Below are 24,999 nucleotides of genomic sequence, written 5' to 3'. Positions count from 1 at the left end.
GGCCGTTCAGGCCGAAGCGGGGGTCTGGGGGCGGCAGCCCCCAGGGATGGGACGGGTAGGGGCGGCGGGGGCGAAAAGGCCAGGCCTCAGCCCAGCTTCGACTCCAGTTCCGCCACGATCTCGTTCACCCCGACCGCCCGCTGGTCCCCGGACTCCATGTCCTTGAGCTGCACGACACCCTCGGCAAGGTCCCGCTCGCCGGCGACGATCGTGTAGCGGGCCCCGCTGCGGTTGGCGCTCTTCATCGCGCCCTTGAGGCCCTTGGAACCGTAGGAGAAGTCGGCCGCGATGCCCAGCTTGCGGAGTTCGGTCACCTTGGTGAAGAGGACCCGGCGGGCCTCGTCACCGAGCGGGACGGCGAACACGCTGGTGGACGCGGGGAGTTCGAGTTCGACGCCCTCCGCCTCCAGGGCGAGGACCGTACGGTCGACGCCCAACGCCCAGCCCACGGAGGGCAACGCGGGACCGCCGATCATCTCGGACAGGCCGTCGTAACGGCCGCCGCCGCCCACCGCGGACTGCGAACCCAGACCGTCGTGGACGAACTCGAAGGTCGTACGGGTGTAGTAGTCGAGGCCGCGGACCAGCTTCGGGTCGTCCTCGAAGGAGACGCCAGCAGCCGTGATGAGCTCGCGGACCTCCTCGTGGTACGCCTTGCACGCGTCGCACAGGTAGTCGCGGAGCAGCGGGGCGTCCGTCAACTGCTTCTGGACGTCCGGGCGTTTGTCGTCCAGGACCCGGAGCGGGTTGATGTCCGCGCGGCGCAGGGTCTCCTCGTCGAGGTCCAGTCCCCGGAGGAAGTTCTGCAGCGCTTCCCGGTACACCGGACGGCACTCCTTGTCGCCCAGGCTGTTGAGGAGGATGCGGAAGTTCCGCAGGCCCAGGGAGCGGTACGCCTGGTCCGCGAGGATAATCAACTCGGCGTCCAGGGCCGGGTCTTCGGCACCGATCGCCTCGGCGCCGACCTGGGAGAAGTGGCGGTAACGGCCCTTCTGGGGGCGCTCGTAGCGGTAGTAGGAGCCCGAGTACCAGAGCTTCACCGGCAGGTTGCCGAGCTTGTGCAGGTTGGCCTCAAGTGCCGCTCGCAGTACGGAGGCCGTGCCCTCGGGGCGCAGGGCGAGCTGGTCGCCGCCCTTGGTCTCGAAGGCGTACATCTCCTTGGTGACGATGTCGGTGGACTCACCTACACCGCGCGCGAACAGCTCGACGTTCTCGAAGCCGGGCGTCTCGATGTAGCCGTAGCCGGAGTTGCGCAGCGGAGCGGCGATGGCCTCGCGCACGGCGAGGTACTTGGCCGACTCCGGCGGAATCAGGTCGTACGTGCCCTTGGGGGCCTGAAAGGTGCTCACGAAAATCTCGTCACATTCCTCGTCGGGGAGCGTTCACGTCAGCGCCGTGCTCCCGGCGGCCTACGGCCACCTCTCGCAGATACGGGTTGGTGGCGCGCTCCTGGCCGATGGTCGTCTGGGGGCCGTGGCCGGACAGCACCACGGTCGAGTCGTCGAGCGGCAGGCACACACGGGCCAGCGAGTCGAGGATCTCGGCGTGGGAGCCGCCGGGCAGGTCGGTGCGTCCGATGGAGCCGGCGAAGAGCAGATCCCCGGAGAAGAACACGGACGGGATCTCCGTGTTCTCGGGCATCTGGAAGGTCACCGACCCCTTCGTATGGCCCGGCGCGTGCGCGACCGAGAACTCCAGTCCCGCGAGCGCGAGCCGTGCTCCGTCGGTCAGCTCCTTGACGTCGTCCGGCTCCCCCACGGTCAGCTCGCCCATCAGCGGCATCCCGATCGAGCGGCCGAGCGCCTTCTCGGGGTCGCTCATCATGTACCGGTCCTCGGGGTGGATCCAGGCCGGCACGTCGTGCGCGCCGCACACCGGGACGACCGAGGCCACATGGTCGATGTGACCATGGGTGAGGACGACCGCGACGGGCTTGAGCCGATGCTTCCTGAGCGCTTCCTCGACTCCCTGGGCGGCCTGATGGCCCGGGTCGATGATCACGCACTCCTCACCGGCGGCGGGGGCGACGAGATAACAGTTCGTCCCCCAGGCCCCGGCGGGGAACCCGGCAATGAGCACGATCGTCCTTCGTTGTGTCGATACGGGTGGGGATAAGGATCCCTGCGTCAGTGGTCAGAGCCTACCGGCGCTGCCGAATCCTCAGCGAACCCATATACGGTACGGGGCACACGCAGGCGGTCGGCTCATAAGACGCACGCGTCCCAGTCGACGTACGAGACGCATGAGGAGAGAATCCGGTGGTCACCCAGGAACAGCGGAAGCGGCAGCTCGCGCGGGAGAAGTTCTTGCGGCAGCAGCAGCGGCGTACGTCCGCTCGACGCAAGGCGCGCATGCGCAACTCGGTGATCGCGTCGGTGCTCGGCGTGATCGTGATCGGCAGTGTCGCGCTCTACACGACCGGCGTCCTGAAGAACGACGACGACAAGACCAACGCGAGCGCGGACGTGACGCCCACGCCCAGCGCCTCGGCGACGAAGAAGGCGCCGGACCCGTGCGCGAAGCCGGCGGCCGGCAAGATCAAGACGGAGACCTGGAAGAAGGAGCCGGCGGTCACGATCGACAAGTCGGCGAAGTACACGATGAAGCTCGCGACGACCTGCGGTGACATCGACATCGCGCTCAAGACGTCGGCCGCGCCGCACACCGTGAACTCGTTCAACTTCCTTGCCGCCAAGGGCTTCTTCGACCACACGAAGTGCCACCGGCTCACCACCAGCGGCATCTACGTGCTGCAGTGCGGCGACCCGACCGGCGCGGGCAGCGGCGGCCCCGGGTACACGATCCCGGACGAGAACCTGAAGGACGCGAGCCTCAAGGGCGGGACGTACCCGGCGGGCACGGTGGCGATGGCGAACACCGGTCAGAAGCACACCGGCGGCAGCCAGTTCTTCCTCGTGTACAAGGCCAGCACGCTGCCGGCGAGCTACACCCCGTTCGGTACCATCTCGGCCTCCGGGATGAAGGTCCTGAACAAGATCGCGGCCGCTGGTGAGAGCACGGGCGCGGGCGACGGAGCACCGAACGCGACGGTCGTGATCAACAAGGCGACCGTCACGAAATCCTGACCGTCAACAGCGAAATTTCGGTCGCGCGGGATGCGGACAGGCAACCCGCCGGTCGCCTATGTTGGCCGTGACGAAACTGTGGACGATGCCCGGGGGCACAGAGGCCCTGTGCAGGCATCATGTGGAGGAGGCGCTGTGAGCAGCGACCCGTGGGGACGCGTCGACGAGACGGGGACCGTGTACGTGCGTACGGCCGACGGCGAACAGGTCGTCGGTTCCTGGCAGGCCGGCTCCCCTGACGAGGCGCTGGCCTACTTCGAGCGCAAGTACGAGGGCCTGGTTGTCGAGATCGGCCTCCTCGAGAAGCGCGTGAAGACCACCGACCTGTCGGCGAAGGACGCTCAGGCCGCCGTGGACCATCTCCGTGAGCAGGTCGACGCCCACCACGCGGTGGGCGACCTGGCGGCGCTCACGGTGCGGCTGGACAAGCTCGTCGAGACCGTCGAGGCGCGCCGCGAGGAGCGCAAGCAGCAGCGCGCCAAACAGTCCGACGAGGCCCGGCACTCCAAGGAGGCGCTGGTCGTCGAGGCGGAGGAGCTGGCGCAGTCCGACCAGTGGCGGGCGGCCGGTGAGCGGCTGCGCGCGCTGGTGGACACCTGGAAGGGTCTGCCGCGCCTGGACCGCAAGTCGGACGACGAGCTGTGGCACCGCTTCTCGCACGCCCGGTCGGCCTTCTCCAAGCGCCGCAAGGCGCACTTCGCGTCGCTGGACGCGCAGCGCGAGGACGCCCGCAAGACCAAGGAGAAGCTGGTCGCCGAGGCCGAGGGTCTGTCGGCCTCGACGGACTGGGGTCCCACGGCCGCGCGCTACCGCGAGCTGATGGCCGACTGGAAGGCGGCGGGCCGCGCCCAGCGCGAGCACGAGGACGATCTGTGGAACCGCTTCCGCGGCGCCCAGGACGTCTTCTTCGCCGCCCGCAGCTCGGTCTTCGCCGAGCGGGACGCCGAGCAGACGGAGAACCTGAAGCTCAAGGAGGAGCTGGCCGAGGAGGCCGAGAAGCTCCTGCCGGTCACCGATCTGAAGGCGGCCCGCGCGGCCTTCCGCTCGATCAACGAGCGCTGGGAGGCCATCGGCCATGTGCCGCGTGACTCCCGTCCGAAGGTCGAGGGCCGGATGCACACGATCGAGCGGGCCCTCCAGGAGTCCGAGGAGGTCGAGTGGCGCCGGACGAACCCGGAGGCACGCGCGCGTGCCGAGGGTCTGACCGGCCAGCTCCAGGCCGCCGTGGACAAGCTCACGGGCCAGATCGAGCAGGCCCGCGCGCAGGGCAACACCTCCCGCGCGGACAAGCTCCAGCGCGAGCTGGAGGGCCGCCAGGCCCTGCTGGAGCAGGCCCTGAAGGGGCTGCAGGAGTTCGGCGGCTGACCGGTCCGCACGCATCAAGAAGGGGCTCCCGTACGCACCGTACGTGAGCCCCTTCTTCGTATGCCCTACGTCTTGTTGCGCGCCGACGTCACGCGGTAGACGTCGTAGACCCCCTCCACGCCCCTGACGGCCTTCAGGACGTGGCCCAGGTGCTTCGGGTCGCCCATCTCGAAGGTGAAGCGGGAGGTGGCCACGCGGTCGCGGGAGGTCTGGACGGCCGCGGAGAGGATGTTGACGTGCTGGTCGGACAGGACGCGGGTGACGTCCGAGAGGAGCCGGGAGCGGTCCAGGGCCTCCACCTGGATGGCGACCAGGAAGACCGAGGACTGGGTGGGCGCCCACTCGACTTCCAGGATGCGCTCGGGCTCGCGGGACAGTGACTCCACGTTGACGCAGTCGCTGCGGTGAACCGATACACCGCTACCACGCGTGACGAAACCGATGATGGGGTCGCCGGGGACGGGCGTACAACAGCGGGCCAGTTTGACCCACACGTCGTCGACGCCCTTGACGACGACACCGGGGTCGGCGTTCGACCGGCGCTTGCGCCCGCGGCCGGTCGACGGCGGCACACTCTCGTCGATCTCCTCGGTGGCCGCCTCCTCGCCGCCGAGCGCCTGCACCAGCTTCTGTACGACGTTCTGCGCGGCGACATGGCCCTCGCCGATCGCCGCGTACAGCGAGGAGATGTCCGGGTAGCGCATCTCGTGCGCGAGCGTGACGAGGGAGTCGCCGGTGAGGATGCGCTGGATCGGCAGGTTCTGTTTGCGCATCGCGCGGGCGATGGCGTCCTTGCCCTGCTCGATCGCCTCGTCGCGGCGCTCCTTGGAGAACCAGGCTCTGATCTTGTTGCGGGCGCGTGGCGACTTCACGAAGCCGAGCCAGTCGCGGGAGGGGCCCGCGCCGGGCGCCTTGGAGGTGAAGACCTCCACCAAGTCGCCGTTGTCCAGGGTGGATTCGAGCGGTACGAGGCGCCCGTTGACCCGTGCTCCTATGGTCCGGTGGCCGACCTCGGTGTGCACCGCGTACGAGAAGTCCACCGGGGTGGCGCCCGCCGGCAGCGCTATCACGTCGCCCTTGGGCGTGAAGACGAAGACCTCATTGCGGGACAGGTCGAAGCGCAGGGACTCCAGGAACTCGCCCGGGTCCTCGGTCTCCTTCTGCCAGTCGAGCAACTGGCGCAGCCACGCCATGTCGTTGAGGTGGTCGTCCTTGCCGGTGGTCCGGGGCGTCTCCGCGCGCACCTTGGAGGTGCCGGCGACGGCCTCCTGCTTGTACTTCCAGTGCGCCGCGATGCCGTACTCGGCACGGCGGTGCATGTCGAACGTGCGGATCTGGAGCTCAACAGGCTTGCCGTTGGGGCCAATTACTGTGGTGTGCAGCGACTGGTACATGTTGAACTTGGGCATCGCGATGTAGTCCTTGAACCGGCCGGGGACCGGGTTCCATCGCGCGTGCACGGTGCCGAGGGCCGCGTAGCAGTCGCGGACGGTGTCCACGAGGACGCGGATGCCCACCAGGTCGTAGATCTCCGCGAAGTCGCGGCCGCGGACGATCATCTTCTGGTAGACGCTGTAGTAGTGCTTCGGGCGGCCGGTGACGGTCGCCTTGATGCGGGCGGCGCGCAGGTCGGTCTGGACCTCGTCGGTCACTATGGCCAGATACTCGTCACGCTTCGGTGCCCGCTCGGCCACCAGCCGGACGATCTCGTCGTACATCTTGGGGTAGAGGATCGCGAAGGCGAGGTCCTCCAGTTCCCACTTGATGGTGTTCATGCCCAGGCGATGGGCGAGCGGCGCGTAGATCTCCAGCGTCTCGCGCGCCTTCTTCTCCTGCTTCTCGCGCTTGAGGTAGCGCATGGTGCGCATGTTGTGCAGGCGGTCGGCGAGCTTGATGACCAGGACGCGCGGGTCCTTGGCCATCGCTACGACCATCTTGCGCACGGTCTCGGCCTGCGCGGCCTCGCCGAACTTGACCTTGTCGAGCTTGGTGACGCCGTCGACGAGGAGGGCCACGGAGTCGCCGAAGTCGCGGCGGAGCTGGTCGAGGCCGTACTCGGTGTCCTCGACGGTGTCGTGCAGCAGGCCGGCCATCAACGTGGCCGGGTCCATGCCGAGTTCGGCGAGGATCGTCGTCACGGCGAGCGGGTGCGTGATGTACGGGTCGCCGCTCTTGCGCTTCTGCCCGCGGTGCCAGCGCTCGGCGACCTGGTAGGCGCTCTCGACCTGGCGGAGGGTGGCCGTCTCGATCTTCGGGTCGTTGCTGCGCACTATCCGCAGCAGGGGCTCCAGGACCGGGTTGTACGGGTTGGAGCGCTGGACGCCGAGACGGGCGAGGCGGGCGCGGACGCGGTTGGAGGAGCCGCCGCCGGTACGTGCGGGCTGGCCGGCGGTGGGACGGGGCGCGGGAGGAGTGGCCGCCGGGCGCTCGGCCGGAGCCGGCTTGGGGCGCGCGGGCTCGGCCGCCTTGTCGACGGGCGCCGACCGGTCGTGTTCCGCCGCCGGGCGCGGTTCGGCCGGTGCGGTGCTCGCGGCTGCGGTGCTCGCGCTCGTGGCGGGCTCCGCCGCGGGGCCCGGGGTGGGCTCGGGCTTGGCGGCGGTCAGGGGCTGGGCCTCGTCTGCCAAGAGGACTCCTCGTGCGCGATCCGGGTCCCCCGGTCAGGCTCCGGAGTGCCCATGGTAGCGATCCCGGGCTCCGGGCTCGCCTTCAGCCCGATGTGAGGGCCGTCTACCGATAAAACACGAGGGGCTGCCACCGGCATTCCGGAGGTGCCGTGAGGGCGCCTTGAAGGTGTTCGGCGGGGGTGCTCCGGGGCCGGGCGACGGGGGGCGGAGGTGTCTGGCCGATCGGAGCACCATTGCGGCTCCTCCGGGCGGACGACGACGGACCGGAGATACCTGGCCGATCCCGGCACCATCGTGACTCGTCCGGGCCGGCGACCAGGGAGAGGCCGGAGGCACCCGGCCGATCACCACGCCATCGTGGCTCCTCCGGGCAGGCGACGACGGACCGGAGATACCTGGCCGACCGCAGCACCATCGTCGCTCGACCGGGCGGACGACCAGGGAGAAGCCGAAGGCAACCGGCCGACCGCCCCGCCACCGCGGCTCGACCGGGCGGACGACAACGCACCGGAGATACCTGGCCGACCGCAGCACCATCGTCGCTCGACCGGGCAGCCGACCAGGGAGAGGCCGAAGGCGCCCGACCGACCGCCCCGCCACCGCGGCTCGACCGGGCGGACGACAACGCACCGGAGATACCTGGCCGACCGCACCATCGTCGCTCGACCGGGCAGCCGACCAGGGAGAAGCCGTAGGTGACCGGCCCACCGCCGCGCCGCGCGGCTCGTCGCGCCCACGTGGTGGGGCCGCACATGGATACAGCCCCGTGCCCCAGGGGACACCGAAACGGCCGCCCCGGTGGTACCGGGGCGGCCGTTCTCGAATCGCCGCAGGCTGGACGTGCTGTCGGCCTCAGACCACCAGCAGCGCTTCCAGTGGAGCGCCTTCCAGGGCCGGTTCCAGGCGGGCGCGGCCCGCGAGGAAGCCCAGTTCCATCAGGACCGCGAGGCCGGCGACCTGGGCGCCCGCCCTGCGGATCAGCTGGACGGAGGCCTCGGCGGTGCCGCCGGTGGCCAGGACGTCGTCGACGACCAGGACGCGGTCTCCGGCGCTCAGGTCCTCGGCGTGCACCTCGATCTCGGCGGAGCCGTACTCCAGGTCGTACGTCTGGCTGAGGGTCGCTCCAGGGAGCTTGCCCGCCTTGCGCACGGGGATGAAGCCGACGCCCGCGCGGACCGCCACCGGGGCCCCGAGGATGAACCCACGGGCCTCCAGACCCACGACCTTCGTCGCACCGGTGCGCACGACGATCTCGGCGAGCGCGTCGGTGAGCGCCGTGAACGCAGCCGGGTCCGCCAGGAGCGGGGTGATGTCCTTGAACATCACGCCCGGCTCCGGGTAGTCGGCCACATCGCGGATACGGCTGAGCAGCAGCTCCTGGATGTCCGTCATCGGCGTTTCCCCGAGGGACGGCCGCGGCCGCGGTTGCGGGACGCCGGCTGGGTGCGCGGGCCCACGACGGCTGCCGCGTCCTCGGGCTCGTCGTCGTAGTCGTCGTCCGAGCGGTTGGTGACCTGCGACTCCGCCGGCTCGCCCTGCGCGGCGGCCTGGGCCCGCTTGGCGAGGACGCGCTTCTTGAGCGCCTTCATCTGCGGCTCGGCCTCCTTGAGGTCGGCGACGAGCGGCGTGGCGATGAAGATCGAGGAGTACGCACCGGCCGCGAGGCCGACGAACAACGACAGCGAGATGTCGTTGAGCACACCCGCGCCGAGGAAGCCGCCGCCGATGAACAGCAGGGCCGCGACCGGCAGCAGCGCGACGACCGTGGTGTTGATGGAACGCACCAGGGTGCCGTTGATCGACCGGTTCGCGATGTCGCTGTAGGTCCAGCGGGTCTGCTTGGTGATGTCCTTGGTCTGCTCCTTGAGGCTGTCGAAGACGACGACCGTGTCGTAGAGCGAGTAACCGAGGATGGTCAGCAGACCGATCACCGTGCCGGGCGTGACCTCGAAGCCGACGAGGGCGTAGATGCCGATGGTGATGGTGATGTCGTGGATCAGGGCGACGAGCGCGGCCAGGGCCATGCGCCACTCGAAGGCGATCGCCAGATAGATCACGACCAGCACCATGAAGATCGCCAGGCCCTCCCAGGCCTTGTTGGCGACCTGGTCACCCCAGCTGGGGCCGACCAGGTCCGCGGCGATGCTCTCGGAGTCGACCTTCAGATCCTTCGACAGCTGCTTTTTGATGCTGTCGGACTTGTCCGTGTCGATGCCGGCGATCTGGATGCGCAGGCTGCCGTCGCCGAGCTTCTGGACGACCGCGTCGTGGCCGGAGGCGTCCTCCGCGTACTTCTCTGCCTGGCTCACCGAGGCGGACATGCCCTTCGGCGTGGTGAAGGCGGCGCCGCCCTGGAACTCGATGCCCATGTTCAGGCCGCGCACCGTCAGGCCGAGGATGGCCGTGATGGTGATCAGGATCGAGATGCCGTACCAGATCTTGCGATTGCCGACGAAGTCGTACCCGACCTCGCCACGGTGCAGTCGGGCGCCGAGGTTGCCGAGCTTCGACATCTCACGCCTCCTTCGGGTCGACAGGGCCCGCGGCAGAACCGGCGGGACGGCGGGTGCGGCGCAGCGGCGGCTTGGCGCCCAGCGCCTTCGGGTCGATGCCGGACCACTTGTGGCCGTCCGCGAAGAACTTCCTGCGGGCGAGGATCGTCATCAGCGGCTTCGTGAAGAGGAAGACGACGACCACGTCGAGCACGGTGGTCAGACCGAGGGTGAACGCGAAGCCCTGGACCTTGCCGACGGTGACGATGAACAGCACCGCGGCGGCGAGGAACGACACGAAGTCGGAGACCAGGATGGTGCGCCGGGCGCGGGGCCAGGCCCGCTCGACGGAGGGACGCAGCGAGCGGCCCTCGCGGATCTCGTCCCGGATGCGTTCGAAGAACACGATGAACGAGTCCGCGGTGATACCGATCGCGACGATCGCACCGCACACGGCCGGCAGGTTCAGCGCGAAGCCGATGCCCGGGCCGAGCAGCGCCATGATCACGTAGGTGAGGATCGCGGAGACCAGCAGCGAGGGGATCGCGATGACCGACAGACCGCGGTAGAAGATCAGCAGGTAGATGACGACCAGCGCGAGACCGATCGCGCCCGCGATCAGACCGGCGTGCAGCTGCTCACCGCCGAGGGCCGCGGTCACCGTGGTGACGCTGTCCGTCTTGAAGGTCAGCGGCAGGGCGCCGTACGACAGCATGTTGGCGAGGCTCTGGGCCTCCTCCTGGGTGAAGCTGCCGGAGATCTCCGCGCTGCCGCCGGTGATCGACGAGCTGACGGAGGGGCTGGAGACGACCTGGCCGTCGAGGACGATGCCGAACTCGTTCTGCGGGGCGGTGTTCTTCGCCAGTTCACCGGTGACCTTGGCGAACTTGTCGCCGCCCTTGCCGGTGAAGTCCATGGTGACCTGCCAGCCGGCGGCGGTCGTCGTGTTCAGGACGGCCGCGGCCTTCTTGACGTCGGTGCCGTCGACGGCGGCGGGGCCGAGCACGTACTTGTACCAGACGCCCGAGACCTGGCCGCAGGCCACGGTCGCGTCCTCGGCCTTGGCGTTCTTGCCGACGTTCTGGGACGCCTTCTTGGAGCAGTCGAGGGCGGTGTACTGGGCCTCCAGCTTGGCGGCCGCCGCGCTGGCGGCGGCGCTGCTGCTCGCCGACGGGGAGGCGCTGGCCGAGGCCGAGGCGCTGGGGCTCGCGGACGAGGTGGAGTCGGCCTTCAGCGCGTCGCTGGCGGCACGACCCTGAGAGGTGGCGGTGGCCGTCGGGGTCGCGGAGCCGGTCGAGGAGGCGGTCGCCTTGGAGCTGGCCGTGCTCGACGGGCTGCTGGAGGCGCTGCCGGACGCGCTCGGCGACGGGGTCGTCGTCGCGGCGCCCGTGGAGGCCTCCGTGGCCAGGACCGGGCGGAAGTACAGCTTGGCCGTCGTACCGACCTGCTGCCGTGCCTCGTCCGAGTTCGTGCCCTTGGGGATGTTGACGATGATGTTCCTGGAGCCCTGGGTCTGGACCTCGGCCTCCGAGACACCAAGACCATTGACACGGCGGTTCATGATGTCGACCGCGGTGTCCATGTTGGTCTTGTTGATCGACGATTCCTCGCCGGGCTGGGCCACCGCCCGCAGCGTGATGCTCGTGCCGCCGGCCAGGTCGATGCCGAGACGCGGAGTGGTGTGCCCGGATGCGAACATGCCCCCGGTGAGCGCCACGATGGCGATCAGGATGAGGGCCAGCGAGCGCCACGGCTTGCTCTGGGCGCTCGCGCTGCGGCCCCTCTTAGGTGCTGCCACCTTCTCGTACTCCCTCTCGGGCCGCTCCACGCCGGGTCAGCGCGGCTACGGCCATGACATGGTGTCGGGATCCCGTGCGAGCGACGCACGTACCCGGGGTGCGCGGGGCGCGAGCGGGTCGCGCCGCGCTCCCGGGACGTGACTACTTCGCGTCGGACTCGCCGTCGGACTTCTTCGGCTCTTCTTCCGTCTTCGCCTCGGCGGGCTTCGCCGGCTCCTCGGTGGCGTCGGCCGGCTCGTCGGCCGCGTCCTTCTTGCCGAGGTCGATGGGCTTGTCGTCGGAAGAGTCGGCGGCGGGCTCGTCGGTCTCGGTGAGGGAGGAGGCGTCGTCCGGGACGATGTCGGCGTCGTCCTTCAGGTCGTGCTCGACGCCGTGGACGATGCGGTTGTACTCGTCGTCGGTGAGGACGGCGCCGATCGCGTTCTTCGCGAAGAGGAGCTCGACGCCCGGGCCTGCGTCGAGAAGGACCGTCTCCTCGTTGACCTCCTTGACCGTCGCGTACACGCCCCCGATCGTGCGGACGCCGGTGCCGGGCTGCATGTCACTACGCATCGACGCGGCCGCCTGCTGCTTGCGCTTGGCAGAGCGGGTCATCAGGAACATGGCCCCGATGAGCACGATGAAGGGGAGAAGGGTCACGATATTCACGGGACGGAATTTCCTTCGCACGACCGCGGCGGTGAGCGGCCTGGTGGATGGGGGTGGTCGGCGCCGCCCACAAAGGCGGCATCGGCGGAGTCTAAGCGAGTCCACGCTGATGGAACAACGCTCAGCATGGCACCGGGGTTCCTGACCCGGCCAGTGCCCCCGCCGTCACGCCCCGAACAGGTCCCCTTGTCCGTTTCCCCCGGTTGACGAGCGGGGCGGAGTGAGGCCCAGATGCGCCCACGCGGCGGGGGTGGCGACGCGTCCGCGCGGGGTGCGGGCCAGCAGCCCCTCCCGTACGAGGAAGGGTTCGGCGACCTCCTCCACGGTCTCGCGCTCCTCCCCCACGGCGACGGCGAGCGTGGACAGGCCGACCGGTCCGCCGCCGAACAGCTTGAGCAGGGCTTCGAGGACACCGCGGTCGAGCCGGTCGAGGCCGCGGCCGTCGACCTCGTAGACCTTGAGGGCGGCTCCGGCGATGTCCTGGGTGATGAATCCGTCGGCCTTGACCTGCGCGTAGTCCCGTACGCGGCGCAGCAGCCGGTTGGCGATGCGGGGGGTGCCGCGGGAGCGGCCGGCGATCTCGGCGGCGCCGGCGGGGTCGATCTCCACGTCGAGGAGGTTCGCCGAGCGGTGGATGACGCGCTCCAGCTCGGTGGGCTCGTAGAACTCCATGTGCGCGGTGAAGCCGAAGCGGTCGCGCAGCGGGGGTGGCAGCAGTCCCGCGCGCGTGGTGGCGCCGACCAGGGTGAACGGCGGCAGTTCGAGCGGGATCGCGGTGGCGCCGGGGCCCTTGCCGACGATGACGTCGACGCGGAAGTCCTCCATCGCCATGTAGAGCATCTCTTCGGCGGGCCGTGACATGCGGTGGATCTCGTCGAGGAAGAGGACCTCGCCCTCCTGGAGGGAGGAGAGGATCGCGGCGAGGTCGCCGGCGTGCTGGATGGCGGGCCCGCTGGTGATGCGGATCGGGGCCTCCATCTCGGCCGCGATGATCATCGACAGGGTGGTCTTGCCGAGGCCGGGGGCACCGGAGAGCAGCACGTGGTCGGCGGTGGCGCCACGCGCGCGTGCGGCGCGCAGCACCAGGTCGAGCTGTTCGCGGACCTTCTCCTGGCCGATGAACTCGCCCAGGTCCTTGGGGCGCAGGGCGGCCTCGACGGCCTGGTCCTCGCGGTCGGCGACCGAGCCCACCAACCGCTCGGCGGCGGTCTCGTCGGTCGTGTCGTCCCAGTTCACTGACGGTTCTCCTAGCGGGCGCGGTTCAGGGTCTGCAGGGCCGCCTTCAGCAACTGCCCGACCTGCGGCGTGCCTTCGGCGGCCTCGGCCTGCGGTGCTACGGCGGCCACGGCCTCGTCGGCCTCGCGGGTGGCGTACCCGAGGCCGATGAGGGCGGCGTGCAGCTGATCGCGCCAGCCGCTGGTGACCGGGGCGCCGATCGCCGGGGCGGACCCCACCGGTGCGCCGAGCCGGTCCTTGAACTCCAGCAGCAGCTTCTGGGCGCCCTTCTTGCCGATGCCCGGAACGGCCATCAGCGCCTTCTCGTCCCCGGCGGCCACCGCTCGGCGCAGCGCGTCCGGGGTGTGCACCGCGAGCATCGCCTGCGCGAGCCGGGGGCCGACGCCCGTCGCGGTCTGGAGCAGTTCGAAGATCTGGCGTTCGTCGTCGTCCACGAAGCCGTACAGGGTGAGCGAGTCCTCGCGGACGACGAGCGAGGTGGCGAGCTTGGCGGGCTTGCCGAGGCGGAGCGTGGACAGCGTGTTCGGCGTGCACTGGACGGCCATGCCGACACCGCCGATCTCGACGACCGCGGTGTCCGGGGCGAGAGCGGCGACCGTGCCACTGACGAAGGCGATCATGCGGTACGGCCTTTCGATGCGTGCGGGGTCTTGGGTGCTTGCGGGGCTTGCGGTGCTTTGCGCGCGCCGGCCGCGTGTTGGGCGACCGCCTGTTGCAACCGGTTCTGGGCGACGGCCTGTTGGAGACGGTTGGTCGCGGGCCCGCGCCAGATGTGACAGATGGCCAGCGCGAGGGCGTCGGCCGCGTCGGCGGGCTTCGGGGGCGCGTCGAGCCGCAACAGCCGGGTGACCATCGCCCCGACCTGGGCCTTGTCGGCGCGACCGCTTCCGGTGACGGCGGCCTTGACCTCGCTCGGGGTGTGCAGGGCGACGGGGATGCCGCGGCGGGCTGCGCACAGCATGGCTACGGCGCTGGCCTGGGCGGTGCCCATCACCGTACGGACGTTGTGCTGGCTGAACACCCGCTCCACGGCGACGAATTCGGGCCGGTGTTCGTCCAGCCAGGCCTCGATGCCCTGCTCGATGGCAACGAGGCGCAGCCCCAACTCGGCGTCCGCCGGGGTCCGTACGACACCGACGCCGACCATGGTGAGCGGCCGGCCCGCGACGCCTTCGACGACGCCGACACCGCATCGGGTCAGTCCGGGGTCGACACCCAGTACCCGCACTCCAACCCCCCTCGTTCGATCGCCTGTTTGTGCAGGCTATCGGGTGTCACTGACAAAGCGACGGGCCGACGGGGTGTGTCCCGTCGGCCCGTTGAACCGCTTGTTCGACTTCAGCTCGCGGCAGCGCTACGCGTCGACCTTCTCCATGACCTCGTCGCTGACGTCGAAGTTGGCGAAGACGTTCTGCACGTCGTCGCTGTCCTCCAGGGCGTCGATCAGCTTGAAGATCTTGCGGGCACCGTCCTCGTCGAGCTCGACCTGCATGGTCGGGACGAAGTTGGCGTCGGCGGAGTCGTAGTCGATGCCGGCTTCCTGGAGCGCGGTGCGGACCGCGACCAGGTCGGTGGCCTCGGAGATGACCTCGAAGGTGTCACCCAGGTCGTTGACCTCTTCGGCACCGGCGTCGAGCACGGCACCGAGGACATCGTCCTCACCCAGCTCGCCCTTGGGGACGATGACGACGCCCTTGCGGTTGAAGAGGTACGAGACGGAACCGGGGTCGGCCATGTTCCCGCCGTTGCGGGTCATGGCGACACGCACGTCCGAGGCGGCGCGGTTGCGGTTGTCGGTGAGGCACTCGATGAGCACCGCGACACCGTTCGGGCCGTAACCCTCGTACATGATCGTCTCGTAGTCGGCGCCACCGGCCTCGAGACCGGCGCCGCGCTTGACCGCGGAGTCGATGTTCTTGTTCGGGACCGAGCTCTTCTTGGCCTTCTGGATGGCGTCGAACAGCGTCGGGTTGCCGGACACATCGGCACCACCGGTACGGGCCGCGACCTCGATGTTCTTGATCATCTTCGCGAAGAGCTTGCCGCGCTTGGCATCGATCACGGCCTTCTTGTGCTTCGTCGTAGCCCATTTAGAGTGGCCGGACATCTGCCTGTCTCCTTCGCGTAACCCAACTCTTTACGAACCCCAGAGATCCTACTAGGACCCCGGAGCCAGGTTCGCGCGCACCATGTCGACGAACAGGGAGTGCACGCGGTGGTCGCCGGTCAGTTCCGGGTGGAACGACGTGGCGAGCGCGTTGCCCTGGCGGACCGCGACGATGTGGCCCTCGTGTTCGGCGAGGACCTCGGTCTCGGCACCGACGGACTCGACCCAGGGGGCGCGGATGAAGACGCCCTCCACAGGATCGCCCTCAATGCCCCGGACGTCGACAGCTGCTTCGAAGGACTCGTTCTGACGTCCGAAGGCGTTGCGGCGCACGATCATGTCGATGCCGCCGATCGTCTCCTGGCCCGAGCGCGGGTCGAGGATCTTGTCGGCGAGCATGATCAGGCCGGCGCAGGTGCCGTAGACAGGCATTCCGGCACGCACGCGTGCGCGCAGCGGATCCATCACTCCGAAGAGGACGGCCAGCTTGGAGATGGTGGTCGACTCACCCCCGGGGATGACGAGACCGTCCACCTCGGCGAGTTCCTCGGGGCGCCTGACCTGCCTGGCCACGGCGTCGGCCGCGGCCAGGGCGATCAGGTGCTCCCGTACGTCGCCCTGGAGAGCGAGGACGCCGATGACAGGGGCTGAAGAAACATCCGCCATGGGTGGTTACCAGCCGCGGTTGGCGTAGCGCTCGGTCTCGGGGAGGGTGTCGCAGTTGATGCCGACCATGGCCTCGCCGAGGTTGCGGGACGCGTCCGCGATGATCTTCGGGTCGTCGTAGAAGGTGGTCGCCTTCACGATGGCGGCGGCGCGCTTGGCCGGGTCGCCGGACTTGAAGATGCCGGAGCCGACGAAGACGCCCTCGGCACCGAGCTGGCGCATCAGCGCGGCGTCGGCGGGGGTGGCGACGCCACCGGCGGAGAACAGCACGACCGGGAGCTTGCCCAGTTCGGCGACCTCGCGGACGATCTCGTACGGGGCGCGCAGCTCCTTGGCGGCCGCGTACAGCTCGTTGTTGTCGAAGCCGCGCAGCTTGGCGATCTCGTTCTTGATCTGGCGCAGGTGACGGACCGCCTCGACGACGTTGCCGGTGCCGGCCTCGCCCTTGGAGCGGATCATCGCGGCGCCCTCGGCGATCCGGCGCAGGGCCTCGCCCAGGTTGGTGGCACCGCAGACGAAGGGGGTCGTGAAGGCCCACTTGTCGGAGTGGTTGGCCTCGTCGGCCGGGGTGAGGACCTCGGACTCGTCGATGTAGTCGACGCCGAGGGACTGCAGGACCTGGGCCTCGACGAAGTGGCCGATGCGGGACTTGGCCATGACCGGGATGGAGACCGCCTCGATGATCTCCTCGATCATCGTCGGGTCGGACATCCGGGCCACGCCGCCGTCCTTGCGGATGTCGGCGGGGACCCGCTCCAGGGCCATGACGGCCACGGCACCGGCGTCCTCGGCGATCTTCGCCTGCTCGGCGTTGACCACGTCCATGATCACACCGCCCTTGAGCTGCTCGGCCATCCCGCGCTTCACGCGCGCGGTGCCGGTCTCGGGAGTCTGGGCGGAGCTGGGGGTGCTGGACACGGGGTGACCTCACTCGGTGAAAGAGGGTTTCTGCAGTACCGAGCAAACGCGAGAGGTGCAGGCCACAGCAAGGGCCAATGGGGAGGCGGTGGATCGTTTTCGAACCCCCGTGCCTTACGGCTGTGCCCTACGCCGGTCTTCTACGGCTGTGCTGCACCGCTGGTTTCTATGCGGCCCGGTCCACCAGCGCCGCCGGTGGCTCGTCGTCCATCTCGAAGGCCATCGGGAAGGGCGCGTGTCCGGCCAGCCGGAACCAGCGGACCTTGCGGTGCCGGCGCAGGGCGCGGGCCGCGCGTACGGAGTCATTGTGGAAACGCCGGGCCATGGGCACCCGCCGTACCGCCTCGGTGAGTTCGTGGGCCGCCGACTCTCCCCCGGGTGCCTCGCGGACGCCCTCGACCTGCGGGGCCTCGGCGAAGACGGCGCGCAGGGCCTGGCTCAACTCGCTCTCGGCGACCTCCCGTTGCTCCTCCTCGGCCTGCCGGGCAGCGTGCGCGGCTTCGTAGAGGACGATCGAGGCGGCCGGGTCGAGGACGCCAGAGGTGGCCAGTTCCTGGGTCACCGAGGCGCGGCGCAGGAGTTGGGCGTCGAGTGCCGCGCGGGCCGCGTCGATCCGGGCGTGCAGCCGGTCGAGCCGTCCCGCGGTCCAGCTCAGGTACAGGCCGATCGCCACGACGGCGACGAGGATCCAGATCAGGGTTGCGGTCACGGGCGGCAAGCCTACGGGGCCGTTCCACTTGGGTTGACCGGGATTCGTGCGGGGGGTTGGTGTGGGCGTTGGGGGGGCTGCCGCCCCCACGCCCCCGCTTCGGCCTGGACGGCCTCGTCCTCAAACGCCGGACGGGCTGGATATACCGGCCCGCATCAAGAAGTTGCCGCTCCTCAGTCCCGCGCCAAGCCGAACCTTGCCCGGAGTCCGGTGCGTTCGTCGGTGGCGACCGCCGCCGCCCCCGCTGTCACCGTCTCGTACACCGACAGGATGTCCGCCCCGACCGTCGACCAGTCGAAGCGGCGTACATGGGAACTCCCGCTCCGGCGCAGCTCCGCCAGGCGCTTGGGGTCCCCCAGTAGTCGTACGGCGGCCTCGGCCAGGGCGTCCGCGTCCTCGTTGGGGAACAGTTCGCCGGCGACGCCCTGGTCGAGGACCTGGGCGAAGGCGGGGAGGTCGGAGGCGAGGACCGGGGCGCCTGCCGACATGGCCTCCACGAGGATGATGCCGAAGCTCTCGCCGCCGGTGTTGGGCGCTACGTAGAGGTCGATGCTGCGCAGGAAGCGGGCCTTGTCGTCGTCGCTGATCATGCCGAGGAACTCGACGCGTGAACGCAGTTCCTTGGGGAGCGATTCGACGGCTTCCTCCTCGTCGCCGCGGCCGGCGACCAGGAGTCGGGCGTTCGGGCGCTCGGCGAGGATCTTCGGGAGGGCGTTCATCAGCACCGGGAGGCCCTTGCGGGGCTCGTCGATGCGCCCTATGAAGCCGATGGTCTCGCCCTGCCATTCCGGCTTGGGTTCGGCTCGGGCGAAGAAGTCGACGTCGACGCCGTTGGGGATCACCACCGCGTCGCCGCCCAGGTGTTCGACGAGCGTGCGGCGCGCGTATTCGCTCACGGCGATCCGCGCACTGATCTTCTCCAGGGCGGCCTGGAGGATGGCGTACGCGGCGATCATCGCCCGGGAGCGCGGGTTCGAGGTGTGGAAGGTGGCGACGATCGGGCCCTGTGCGGCCCAGCAGGCGAGCAGGCCGAGGGACGGCGAGGTCGGTTCGTGGATGTGGATGACGTCGAACTCGCCGTCGTGCAGCCAGCGTCGGACCCGGGCGGCGGAGAGGAAGCCGAAGTTCAGCCGGGCCACCGAGCCGTTGTACGGCACCGGGACGGCGCGGCCGGCCGAGACGACGTACGGCGGCAGCGGGGTGTCGTCGTCGGCCGGGGCCAGGACGGAGACCTCGTGGCCGAGCCGGATGAAGTACTCGGCGAGGTCCCTGATGTGGAACTGGACGCCGCCCGGCACGTCCCAGGAGTAGGGGCAGACGATGCCGATCCTCACGAGGGCCCCTTGGTCGGATCCAGGTCCGCGAGCCACAAGCGCTGGAGCATGTGCCAGTCCTCCGGGTGGTCGGCGATGCCGGTGGCGAAAGCGTCTGCCAGCGCCTGTGTGATGACAGACGTCTTCTCGGCCCGGTCACCTGACTCGGGCACCTCGACCGGTGGATGGACCCGGCCCTTCATGACCGGAGAGTCGTCGTACCAGAGCGTCACGGGGAGCAGGAGTGCGCCGGTCTGCTGGGCCAGGAGGGCCGGTCCCGCGGGCATGCGGGTGGTCTCGCCGAAGAACTTGACCTCGACGCCTGAGGCGGACAGGTCGCGTTCGGCGACCAGGCAGACCAGGCCGCCGTCACGCAGGCGGCGGGCGAGCGTGCCGAAGGCGGTGCCGCCGCTGTGCGGGAGGACCTCCATGCCGAGGCCCTCGCGGTAGGCGACGAAGCGGTCGTAGAGCGTCTCCGGCTTGAGGCGTTCGGCCACCGTGGTGAACGGGGTCTCCAGCTTGGTGGTGACCCAGGCGCCGGCGAGGTCCCAGTTGGCCATGTGGGGCAGCGCGAGGATGACACCGCGGTCGGAGGCGATGCCGTCGGTCAGGTGGTGGACGTCCTTGGGCTCGAAGCCGGTGCGGATCCGTTCGGCGCTCCAGGCGGGGAGCCGGAAGGACTCCATCCAGTAGCGCAGGTACGACCGCATTCCCGCGCGCGAGAGCTCGGCGAGCCGCTCGGGGCTCGCGTCGGGCACCACGCGCGCGTAATTGCTCTCCAGCCGTCGCACACCCTTGCCGCGCCGCTTCCAGGCGAGGTCGGCGACGGTGCGGCCGAGCCGGACGGCGGCCGGCTCGGGGAGCTTCTTGACGGCGCCCCAGCCCAGGCCGTAGAGCGCGTCCGTCAGCCGCTCCTGGGCACTGCTCACGGAGTCGCCCCGCTGCTGTGCTGTTCCGGGGCCTCCTGGGCCGCCGCGGCGTCCGCCTCGGCGGCCTCCCGGCGGACCGTGACGACGCGCTGGATCAGCGTGACCAGACTGCCGACGGCGACGATCCACAGCGCGATGGGCAGCAGCCACTGGATGCCCGGGACGCCGAACTTGTGCAGACCGGCGAGACCGCAGGCGACGAGGGAGATCACCAGTCGCTCGGCGCGCTCGACCAGGCCGTTGACGGCGACCGGCAGGCCGATCGACTCGCCGCGTGCCTTGGTGTACGACACCACCTGGCCGCTGGCCAGGCAGAAGATCGAGACGGCGCACAGGGCGATGTTGTCGCCGCCGCCCGCGTACCAGAGGGCCAGGCCGCCGAAGACCGCGCTGTCGGCGACCCGGTCCAGCGTGGAGTCCAGGAAGGCACCCCAGCGGCTGGAGCGGCCCAGCTGGCGGGCCATGTTGCCGTCGACGAGGTCGGAGAACACGAACAGCGTGATCACGACCGTGCCCCAGAAGAACTCGCCCATGGGGTAGAAGACCAGCGCGCCCGCGACCACTCCGGCGGTGCCGAGGAGGGTGACCGTGTCGGGGCTGACGCCCCGGCGGATCAGAAACGCGGCGAACGGCGTGAGGACACGCGTGAAGAATGCACGCGCGTACTTGTTCAGCATGGCCTTCCCGAGGGTCGGTGTCGCCGCGCGGCCCCTGCTGGCCACCGGCTGGCCCATCGTAGCCACGCGCGCGCGTGGGCGACGGCCGGGCACCCGTGCGCCCATGATTTGAATGGCTGCAGCACGACTCGATGGCATCGGTGCCGGCGGCCGGATCGCGTCCGCTGTATGGACGCACCGTGACCGGAGTGGAAAGCTCGAACCACCGCGGGCGTCATCGGAGCCGCCACCGCACGCGGCTGCGTGTGTCCGCGCCCACAGTGACCTCACCGTGTACGGGAGGCAAGGCCATGGGCGACAAGGCGAACGCACACCCCGGAGCCGCCGGCAGGGCTACAGCGGCCGACCAACCCGCGTCCGTACGGAATGTGGTGCTGGTCGGCCACTCCGGATCGGGCAAGACGACTCTGGTGGAGGCCCTCGCACTGACCGCGGGAGCGGTGAACCGGGCGGGCCGCGTGGAGGACGGCGGCACCGTCTCCGACTACGACGAGATCGAGCACCGGCAGCAGCGCTCGGTGCAGCTCTCCCTGGTGCCCGTCGACTGGGACGGGTACAAGGTCAATCTTCTCGACACCCCCGGGTACGCCGATTTCGTCGGCGAGTTGAGGGCCGGTCTGCGTGCGGCGGACGCGGCCCTCTTCGTCGTCTCGGCCTCCGACGGCGTGGACGGCTCGACCCGCATGGTGTGGGAGGAGTGCGCGGCGGTCGGTATGCCGCGCGCCATCGTCGTCACACATCTGGAGTCCGCCCGCGCGGACTTCGAGTCGATGACCCGCACCTGCGCGGGGGCCTTCGGCGCGGACGACCCCGACGCCGTACTCCCGCTGTATCTGCCGTTGCACGGCGCGCCGGGGCCGGACGGGCACGCGCCCGTGACGGGTCTTGTCGGGCTGCTGTCGCAGAAGCTGTTCGACTACGCGTCCGGGGAGCGCAAGGAGTCCGAGCCCGGGGCCGAGCAACTGCCCGGGATCGAGGAGGCGCGCAACCGGCTCATCGAGGGGATCATCGCGGAGAGCGAGGACGAGACCCTCATGGACCGCTATCTCGGCGGCGAGGAGATCGACGTCAAGACGCTGATCGGGGACCTGGAGCGGGCCGTGGCGCGCGGGGTCTTCTTTCCCGTTCTGGCGGCCGCTCCGGCCGCCGAGGGAGCCCGGCAGGGTCTCGGCACCGTCGAGCTCCTGGAGCTGATCACAGGCGGCTTCCCGACACCGCTGGAGCGCGCGGCGCCCGGGGTCACCACGGTCGACGGCAGGGCGCGGGAGCTCAAGCCGTGCGACCCGAACGGTCCGCTGGTCGCCGAGGTCGTGAAGACCGCCTCCGACCCGTACGTCGGCCGGGTCTCCCTGGTGCGCGTGTTCTCCGGGACGCTGCGGCCCGACGCGACCGTCCATGTCTCCGGGCACGGCCTCGCCGACCGCGGGCACGAGGACCACGACGTCGACGAACGCGTCGGCGCCCTCTCCGCGCCCTTCGGCAAACAGCAACGCGCGCTCACGCACTGCATCGCGGGCGACCTCGCGTGCGTGGCGAAGCTGGGCCGCGCGGAGACCGGGGACACCCTTTCGGCCAAGGACGACCCGCTCCTCATGGAGCCCTGGGAGATGCCCGACCCCCTGCTGCCGCTCGCCATCCAGGCGCACAGCAAGGCGGACGAGGACAAGCTCTCGCAGGGCCTGAGCAGGCTCGTCGCCGAGGACCCCACCATGTGCCTGGAACAGAACCAGGACACCCACCAGGTCGTCCTGTGGTGCCTCGGCGAGGCCCACGCGGACGTGGCCCTGGAACGGCTGCGCAGCCGCTACGGCGTCCAGGTCGACCTCGTGCCGCACAAGGTCTCCCTACGGGAGACGTTCGCCGCCAAGGCGCAGGGACGCGGCCGGCACGTCAAACAGTCCGGCGGGCACGGGCAGTTCGCGATCTGCGAGATCGAGGTCGAGCCGCTGCCGGGCGGCACGGGCATCGAGTTCGTGGACAAGGTCATCGGTGGCGCGGTGCCGCGGCAGTTCATCCCGTCGGTGGAGAAGGGCGTAAGGGCCCAGGCGGCAAGGGGAGTTGCGGCCGGGCATCCGCTTCTCGACGTACGGATCACGCTCCTGGACGGCAAGGCGCACTCGGTGGACTCCTCGGACGCCGCGTTCCAGACGGCCGGCGCGCTGGCCCTGCGGGAGGCCGCGATCGACGCGAAGATCCATCTCCTGGAACCGGTGGCCGAGGTGACCGTGCTGGTCGGCGACGACTACGTGGGCGCCGTGATGAGCGACCTGTCCGGGCGGCGGGGCCGCGTGCTCGGCACCGAGCAGACGACCGGCGGGCGCACCCTGATCCGCGCCGAGGTGCCGGAGATAGAGATCGGCCGCTACGCCGTGGACCTCCGCTCCCTCTCCCACGGCACCGCGCGCTTCAACCGCGCCTACGCCCGCCACGAACCGATGCCTCCACAGATCGCCGAACGGATCCGCGAAGAGGCGGGCGACGCCTAGGAGTTGATGCCGAGAGGCTCACTTGTGGCGTGCGACGACCCACAAGTGACTTAAACGGAACGCTTTCCTCCGGGTCAGCGGGCGGCTTCGGTCGTCCGCTGACGAATGTCAGTGGCTGCCGATACGCTGATGACCTGATCAACAGGTGTGCGGAGCACGGAAGTCGGGAAAGCCGCAGAAGCGGGAACAGCGGCGATCGGGGGCGGGAATGACCGTTGACAGCGGTTACGCGGACATCTTCGGACCACAGGTGCCGCGTACCGGCGACGAGGGGCAGACGGCGACCTTCGCGCTGGCCTCGGCGGCCTACCGGGACAACCCGGTCGCCGACATCAAGAAGGCCGACAACGAATGGCACCAGACGGCCGTCAACGCTGGCCGCAAGTGGGCGACGATCTTCCGCCCCAACCTCGGTGAGGCGTTCTCCGGCGCCCTGGTGGCCCGCATGCTCGGCCCCGGACGCAAGCCGCTCATCCAGTCGTTCGGCACCGAACCGCAGTCCGTCGTCGAGCACGCCCTGGCGGCCAACAACATCCGCCGCGCGCGGGACAACAGGCTGTCCATGATCATGGTGCTGTGCGGCCTGCTCTTCCTGCCCGGGCTCGTCGTCTGGCTGCTGGTCTTCCAGCTGCGCAGCCTGGTCGACAAGCGCACCCAGACCAACAAGAGGGCCGGCGCGATCGCCACGACCCTGCTCGTCGCGGTGGGCGCCGTCGCCGTGATCTTCCTGATCAAGATGCCGTTCCACGGCTTCTGGTCCTGGTACGCACGCGCGTGCGTCATCCTGCCCGTGGTCGGCTGGCTGTGGGCGAAGCAGGTCTGCGAGAACACCGCGAAGGACCTGCGCGGGCGCTGGGACAGCCTGCTGTCCGGGAGCAGCGTCGGCGCCAAGGTCCCGGAGGCGGTGCCGACCAGCCCCGGCGAGACGCAGGCCGAGCAGCTCCGCCAGTCCCTGGCCACGCTCAGCGCCGAGCAGCAGTCCAACTCCATCTTCTACGCAGGTCCCAAGGGCATCCTCGGCATGGGCACCCGCTGGGGCAGCTGGCAGCTCGCCGAGGACCTGATCGCTCGGGACGCCTCCCGGGAGATCCACCCCTTCCGCAGCTGGGACGTCATCCGCAACATCCATGACGACCTGCGCATGCTGGAGCGGAACACGATCAACACCGGCGGCTTCCCGAAGGCGTCCATACGCCACTGGGTCGTCACGCCGATCGGCGAGGGCGCCAAGGCCGTGTCCCGGCCCGGGGGCACGGACGTCGACGCGTACCAGGTCAAGACGCACGCGATACAGGACATCTGCAACAAGCAGCAGTTCGGCGCCGGCGACCGCCACTACCTGGGCGTCCAATGGACGCTCTGGGAAGGGCAGTTGGTCATCACGATGATGATCACGGTCACCGTGCTGCACAAGACGCTGCGCATCGAGATCACCGGACACGCCCTGGGACCCGTGAACTCCCTGTTCACCGGAAAGCCCGAGGCCCCCTCGAAGGACGTCCAGAAGACCCTCAAGCCGTGGGAGACCCGCAAGGTCAAGCTCCCGCTCGTGCCCGCCGACGAGGTGGTACGCCTCGCGGTCCGCGCCCCGATCACCTGGTACCCGCCACTGCTGAACTGGCTCGGCGGTTCCATATCCCTGCCCGAGCCCTTCGGCCTGCGGCACGCCTGGGCCGACCAACCCTGGCGCCACCGCTTCATGGCGGACGACGCGCTGCGCGCCGCGACCCCGGTCCTGCGCGTGGTCCACACCGCGGCGATCCGCGTCCTGGAGGAGAACGGCGTGGACACGGAGAAGTTCGGCAACCGCTCGTCGTTCCTCAGCACGAGCGTGCAGGACGCGTCACCGAGGAAGGCCGACCTGTACGACGCGTAGGCCTCCGGCGGTTGAGCAGGTCGCGTGCGGGTACGTCGGGGCCGGCCTCTGGGGGCTGCGCCCCCGGC

At 69.9% G+C, this 24,999-nt stretch carries 21 protein-coding genes; 4 read left to right on the top strand and 17 right to left on the bottom strand.

Annotated features, from left to right (window positions below; genetic code table 11):
• Positions 1-86 precede the first annotated feature (86 nt).
• Entirely contained in the window at positions 87-1,349 is a 1,263-nt protein-coding gene (gene hisS / locus OG504_RS42470) for a histidine--tRNA ligase (protein ID WP_405994535.1), read from the bottom strand.
• A 10-nt stretch (positions 1,350-1,359) separates the two neighbouring features.
• The gene (locus tag OG504_RS42465) at positions 1,360-2,079 is read right to left on the bottom strand and encodes an MBL fold metallo-hydrolase (RefSeq protein ID WP_405994534.1); all 720 of its coding nucleotides are present in this window, start codon (positions 2,077-2,079) and stop codon (positions 1,360-1,362) included.
• A 179-nt stretch (positions 2,080-2,258) separates the two neighbouring features.
• Between OG504_RS42465 and OG504_RS42460 the strand changes: the two genes are divergently transcribed.
• Both OG504_RS42460 and OG504_RS42455 read left to right on the top strand, forming a co-directional pair.
• Positions 2,259-3,086 carry a peptidylprolyl isomerase gene (locus OG504_RS42460; protein WP_033282267.1) on the top strand — a complete coding sequence of 276 codons (828 nt, stop codon included), beginning with the start codon at positions 2,259-2,261 and terminating at the stop codon, positions 3,084-3,086.
• A 135-nt stretch (positions 3,087-3,221) separates the two neighbouring features.
• Positions 3,222-4,451 (top strand): DUF349 domain-containing protein, encoded by a 1,230-nt coding sequence (locus OG504_RS42455; RefSeq protein ID WP_405994533.1) that lies wholly within the window; start codon positions 3,222-3,224, stop codon positions 4,449-4,451.
• Positions 4,452-4,516: 65 nt separating this feature from the next.
• On the opposite strand, the gene OG504_RS42450 is transcribed toward OG504_RS42455, so the two are convergent.
• The 15 genes from OG504_RS42450 to pgsA form a co-directional block, all read right to left on the bottom strand.
• Positions 4,517-7,075 carry a RelA/SpoT family protein gene (locus tag OG504_RS42450; protein ID WP_405994532.1) on the bottom strand — a complete coding sequence of 853 codons (2,559 nt, stop codon included), beginning with the start codon at positions 7,073-7,075 and terminating at the stop codon, positions 4,517-4,519.
• An 852-nt stretch (positions 7,076-7,927) separates the two neighbouring features.
• Positions 7,928-8,467, bottom strand: a complete 540-nt coding sequence (locus OG504_RS42445; RefSeq protein WP_405994531.1) for an adenine phosphoribosyltransferase — start codon at positions 8,465-8,467, stop codon at positions 7,928-7,930.
• The gene (gene secF / locus OG504_RS42440; RefSeq protein WP_405994530.1) at positions 8,464-9,588 is read right to left on the bottom strand and encodes a protein translocase subunit SecF; all 1,125 of its coding nucleotides are present in this window, start codon (positions 9,586-9,588) and stop codon (positions 8,464-8,466) included. The genes OG504_RS42445 and secF overlap by 4 nt, the downstream gene beginning before the upstream one ends.
• Before the next feature lies 1 nt (position 9,589).
• A complete protein-coding gene (secD, locus tag OG504_RS42435) occupies positions 9,590-11,365 on the bottom strand; it encodes a protein translocase subunit SecD (protein WP_405994529.1) in 1,776 nt (591 codons plus the stop codon).
• Positions 11,366-11,507: 142 nt separating this feature from the next.
• Positions 11,508-12,014: a preprotein translocase subunit YajC gene (gene yajC, locus OG504_RS42430; protein WP_405994528.1), complete on the bottom strand. Its 507-nt coding sequence runs from the start codon at positions 12,012-12,014 to the stop codon at positions 11,508-11,510.
• 165 nt (positions 12,015-12,179) lie between these two features.
• Entirely contained in the window at positions 12,180-13,250 is a 1,071-nt protein-coding gene (gene ruvB / locus OG504_RS42425; RefSeq protein ID WP_019059776.1) for a Holliday junction branch migration DNA helicase RuvB, read from the bottom strand.
• A gap of 11 nt (positions 13,251-13,261) precedes the next feature.
• A complete protein-coding gene (gene ruvA, locus OG504_RS42420; protein WP_405994527.1) occupies positions 13,262-13,870 on the bottom strand; it encodes a Holliday junction branch migration protein RuvA in 609 nt (202 codons plus the stop codon).
• A complete protein-coding gene (gene ruvC, locus OG504_RS42415; RefSeq protein ID WP_366495512.1) occupies positions 13,867-14,478 on the bottom strand; it encodes a crossover junction endodeoxyribonuclease RuvC in 612 nt (203 codons plus the stop codon). Before ruvC ends, ruvA begins: the two co-directional genes overlap by 4 nt.
• 126 nt (positions 14,479-14,604) lie before the next feature.
• Positions 14,605-15,357, bottom strand: coding sequence for a YebC/PmpR family DNA-binding transcriptional regulator (locus OG504_RS42410; protein WP_200686521.1), 753 nt, complete (start codon positions 15,355-15,357; stop codon positions 14,605-14,607).
• A 51-nt stretch (positions 15,358-15,408) separates the two neighbouring features.
• The gene (gene pdxT / locus OG504_RS42405) at positions 15,409-16,023 is read right to left on the bottom strand and encodes a pyridoxal 5'-phosphate synthase glutaminase subunit PdxT (protein ID WP_328684491.1); all 615 of its coding nucleotides are present in this window, start codon (positions 16,021-16,023) and stop codon (positions 15,409-15,411) included.
• A 6-nt stretch (positions 16,024-16,029) separates the two neighbouring features.
• A complete protein-coding gene (gene pdxS / locus OG504_RS42400) occupies positions 16,030-16,941 on the bottom strand; it encodes a pyridoxal 5'-phosphate synthase lyase subunit PdxS (RefSeq protein ID WP_405994526.1) in 912 nt (303 codons plus the stop codon).
• Between the two features lie 166 nt (positions 16,942-17,107).
• The gene (locus OG504_RS42395; protein ID WP_405994525.1) at positions 17,108-17,650 is read right to left on the bottom strand and encodes a hypothetical protein; all 543 of its coding nucleotides are present in this window, start codon (positions 17,648-17,650) and stop codon (positions 17,108-17,110) included.
• A gap of 173 nt (positions 17,651-17,823) precedes the next feature.
• A complete protein-coding gene (locus tag OG504_RS42390) occupies positions 17,824-18,984 on the bottom strand; it encodes a glycosyltransferase family 4 protein (protein WP_405994524.1) in 1,161 nt (386 codons plus the stop codon).
• Positions 18,981-19,892, bottom strand: coding sequence for a phosphatidylinositol mannoside acyltransferase (locus OG504_RS42385; protein WP_405994523.1), 912 nt, complete (start codon positions 19,890-19,892; stop codon positions 18,981-18,983). Before OG504_RS42385 ends, OG504_RS42390 begins: the two co-directional genes overlap by 4 nt.
• Positions 19,889-20,626 carry a phosphatidylinositol phosphate synthase gene (gene pgsA / locus OG504_RS42380; RefSeq protein ID WP_405996572.1) on the bottom strand — a complete coding sequence of 246 codons (738 nt, stop codon included), beginning with the start codon at positions 20,624-20,626 and terminating at the stop codon, positions 19,889-19,891. The genes OG504_RS42385 and pgsA overlap by 4 nt, the downstream gene beginning before the upstream one ends.
• Before the next feature lie 233 nt (positions 20,627-20,859).
• On the opposite strand from pgsA, the gene OG504_RS42375 reads away from it, so the two are divergent.
• Both OG504_RS42375 and OG504_RS42370 read left to right on the top strand, forming a co-directional pair.
• On the top strand, positions 20,860-23,055 hold the full coding sequence (locus OG504_RS42375; RefSeq protein ID WP_405994522.1) for an elongation factor G-like protein EF-G2: 2,196 nt from the start codon (positions 20,860-20,862) through the stop codon (positions 23,053-23,055).
• A gap of 208 nt (positions 23,056-23,263) precedes the next feature.
• A complete protein-coding gene (locus OG504_RS42370; RefSeq protein WP_405994521.1) occupies positions 23,264-24,931 on the top strand; it encodes a hypothetical protein in 1,668 nt (555 codons plus the stop codon).
• Positions 24,932-24,999 lie beyond the last annotated feature (68 nt).

The organism is Streptomyces sp. NBC_00986 (assembly GCF_045162565.1).
GTDB lineage: Bacteria > Actinomycetota > Actinomycetes > Streptomycetales > Streptomycetaceae > Streptomyces.
This window is presented reverse-complemented; position numbering and strand designations above follow the sequence as displayed.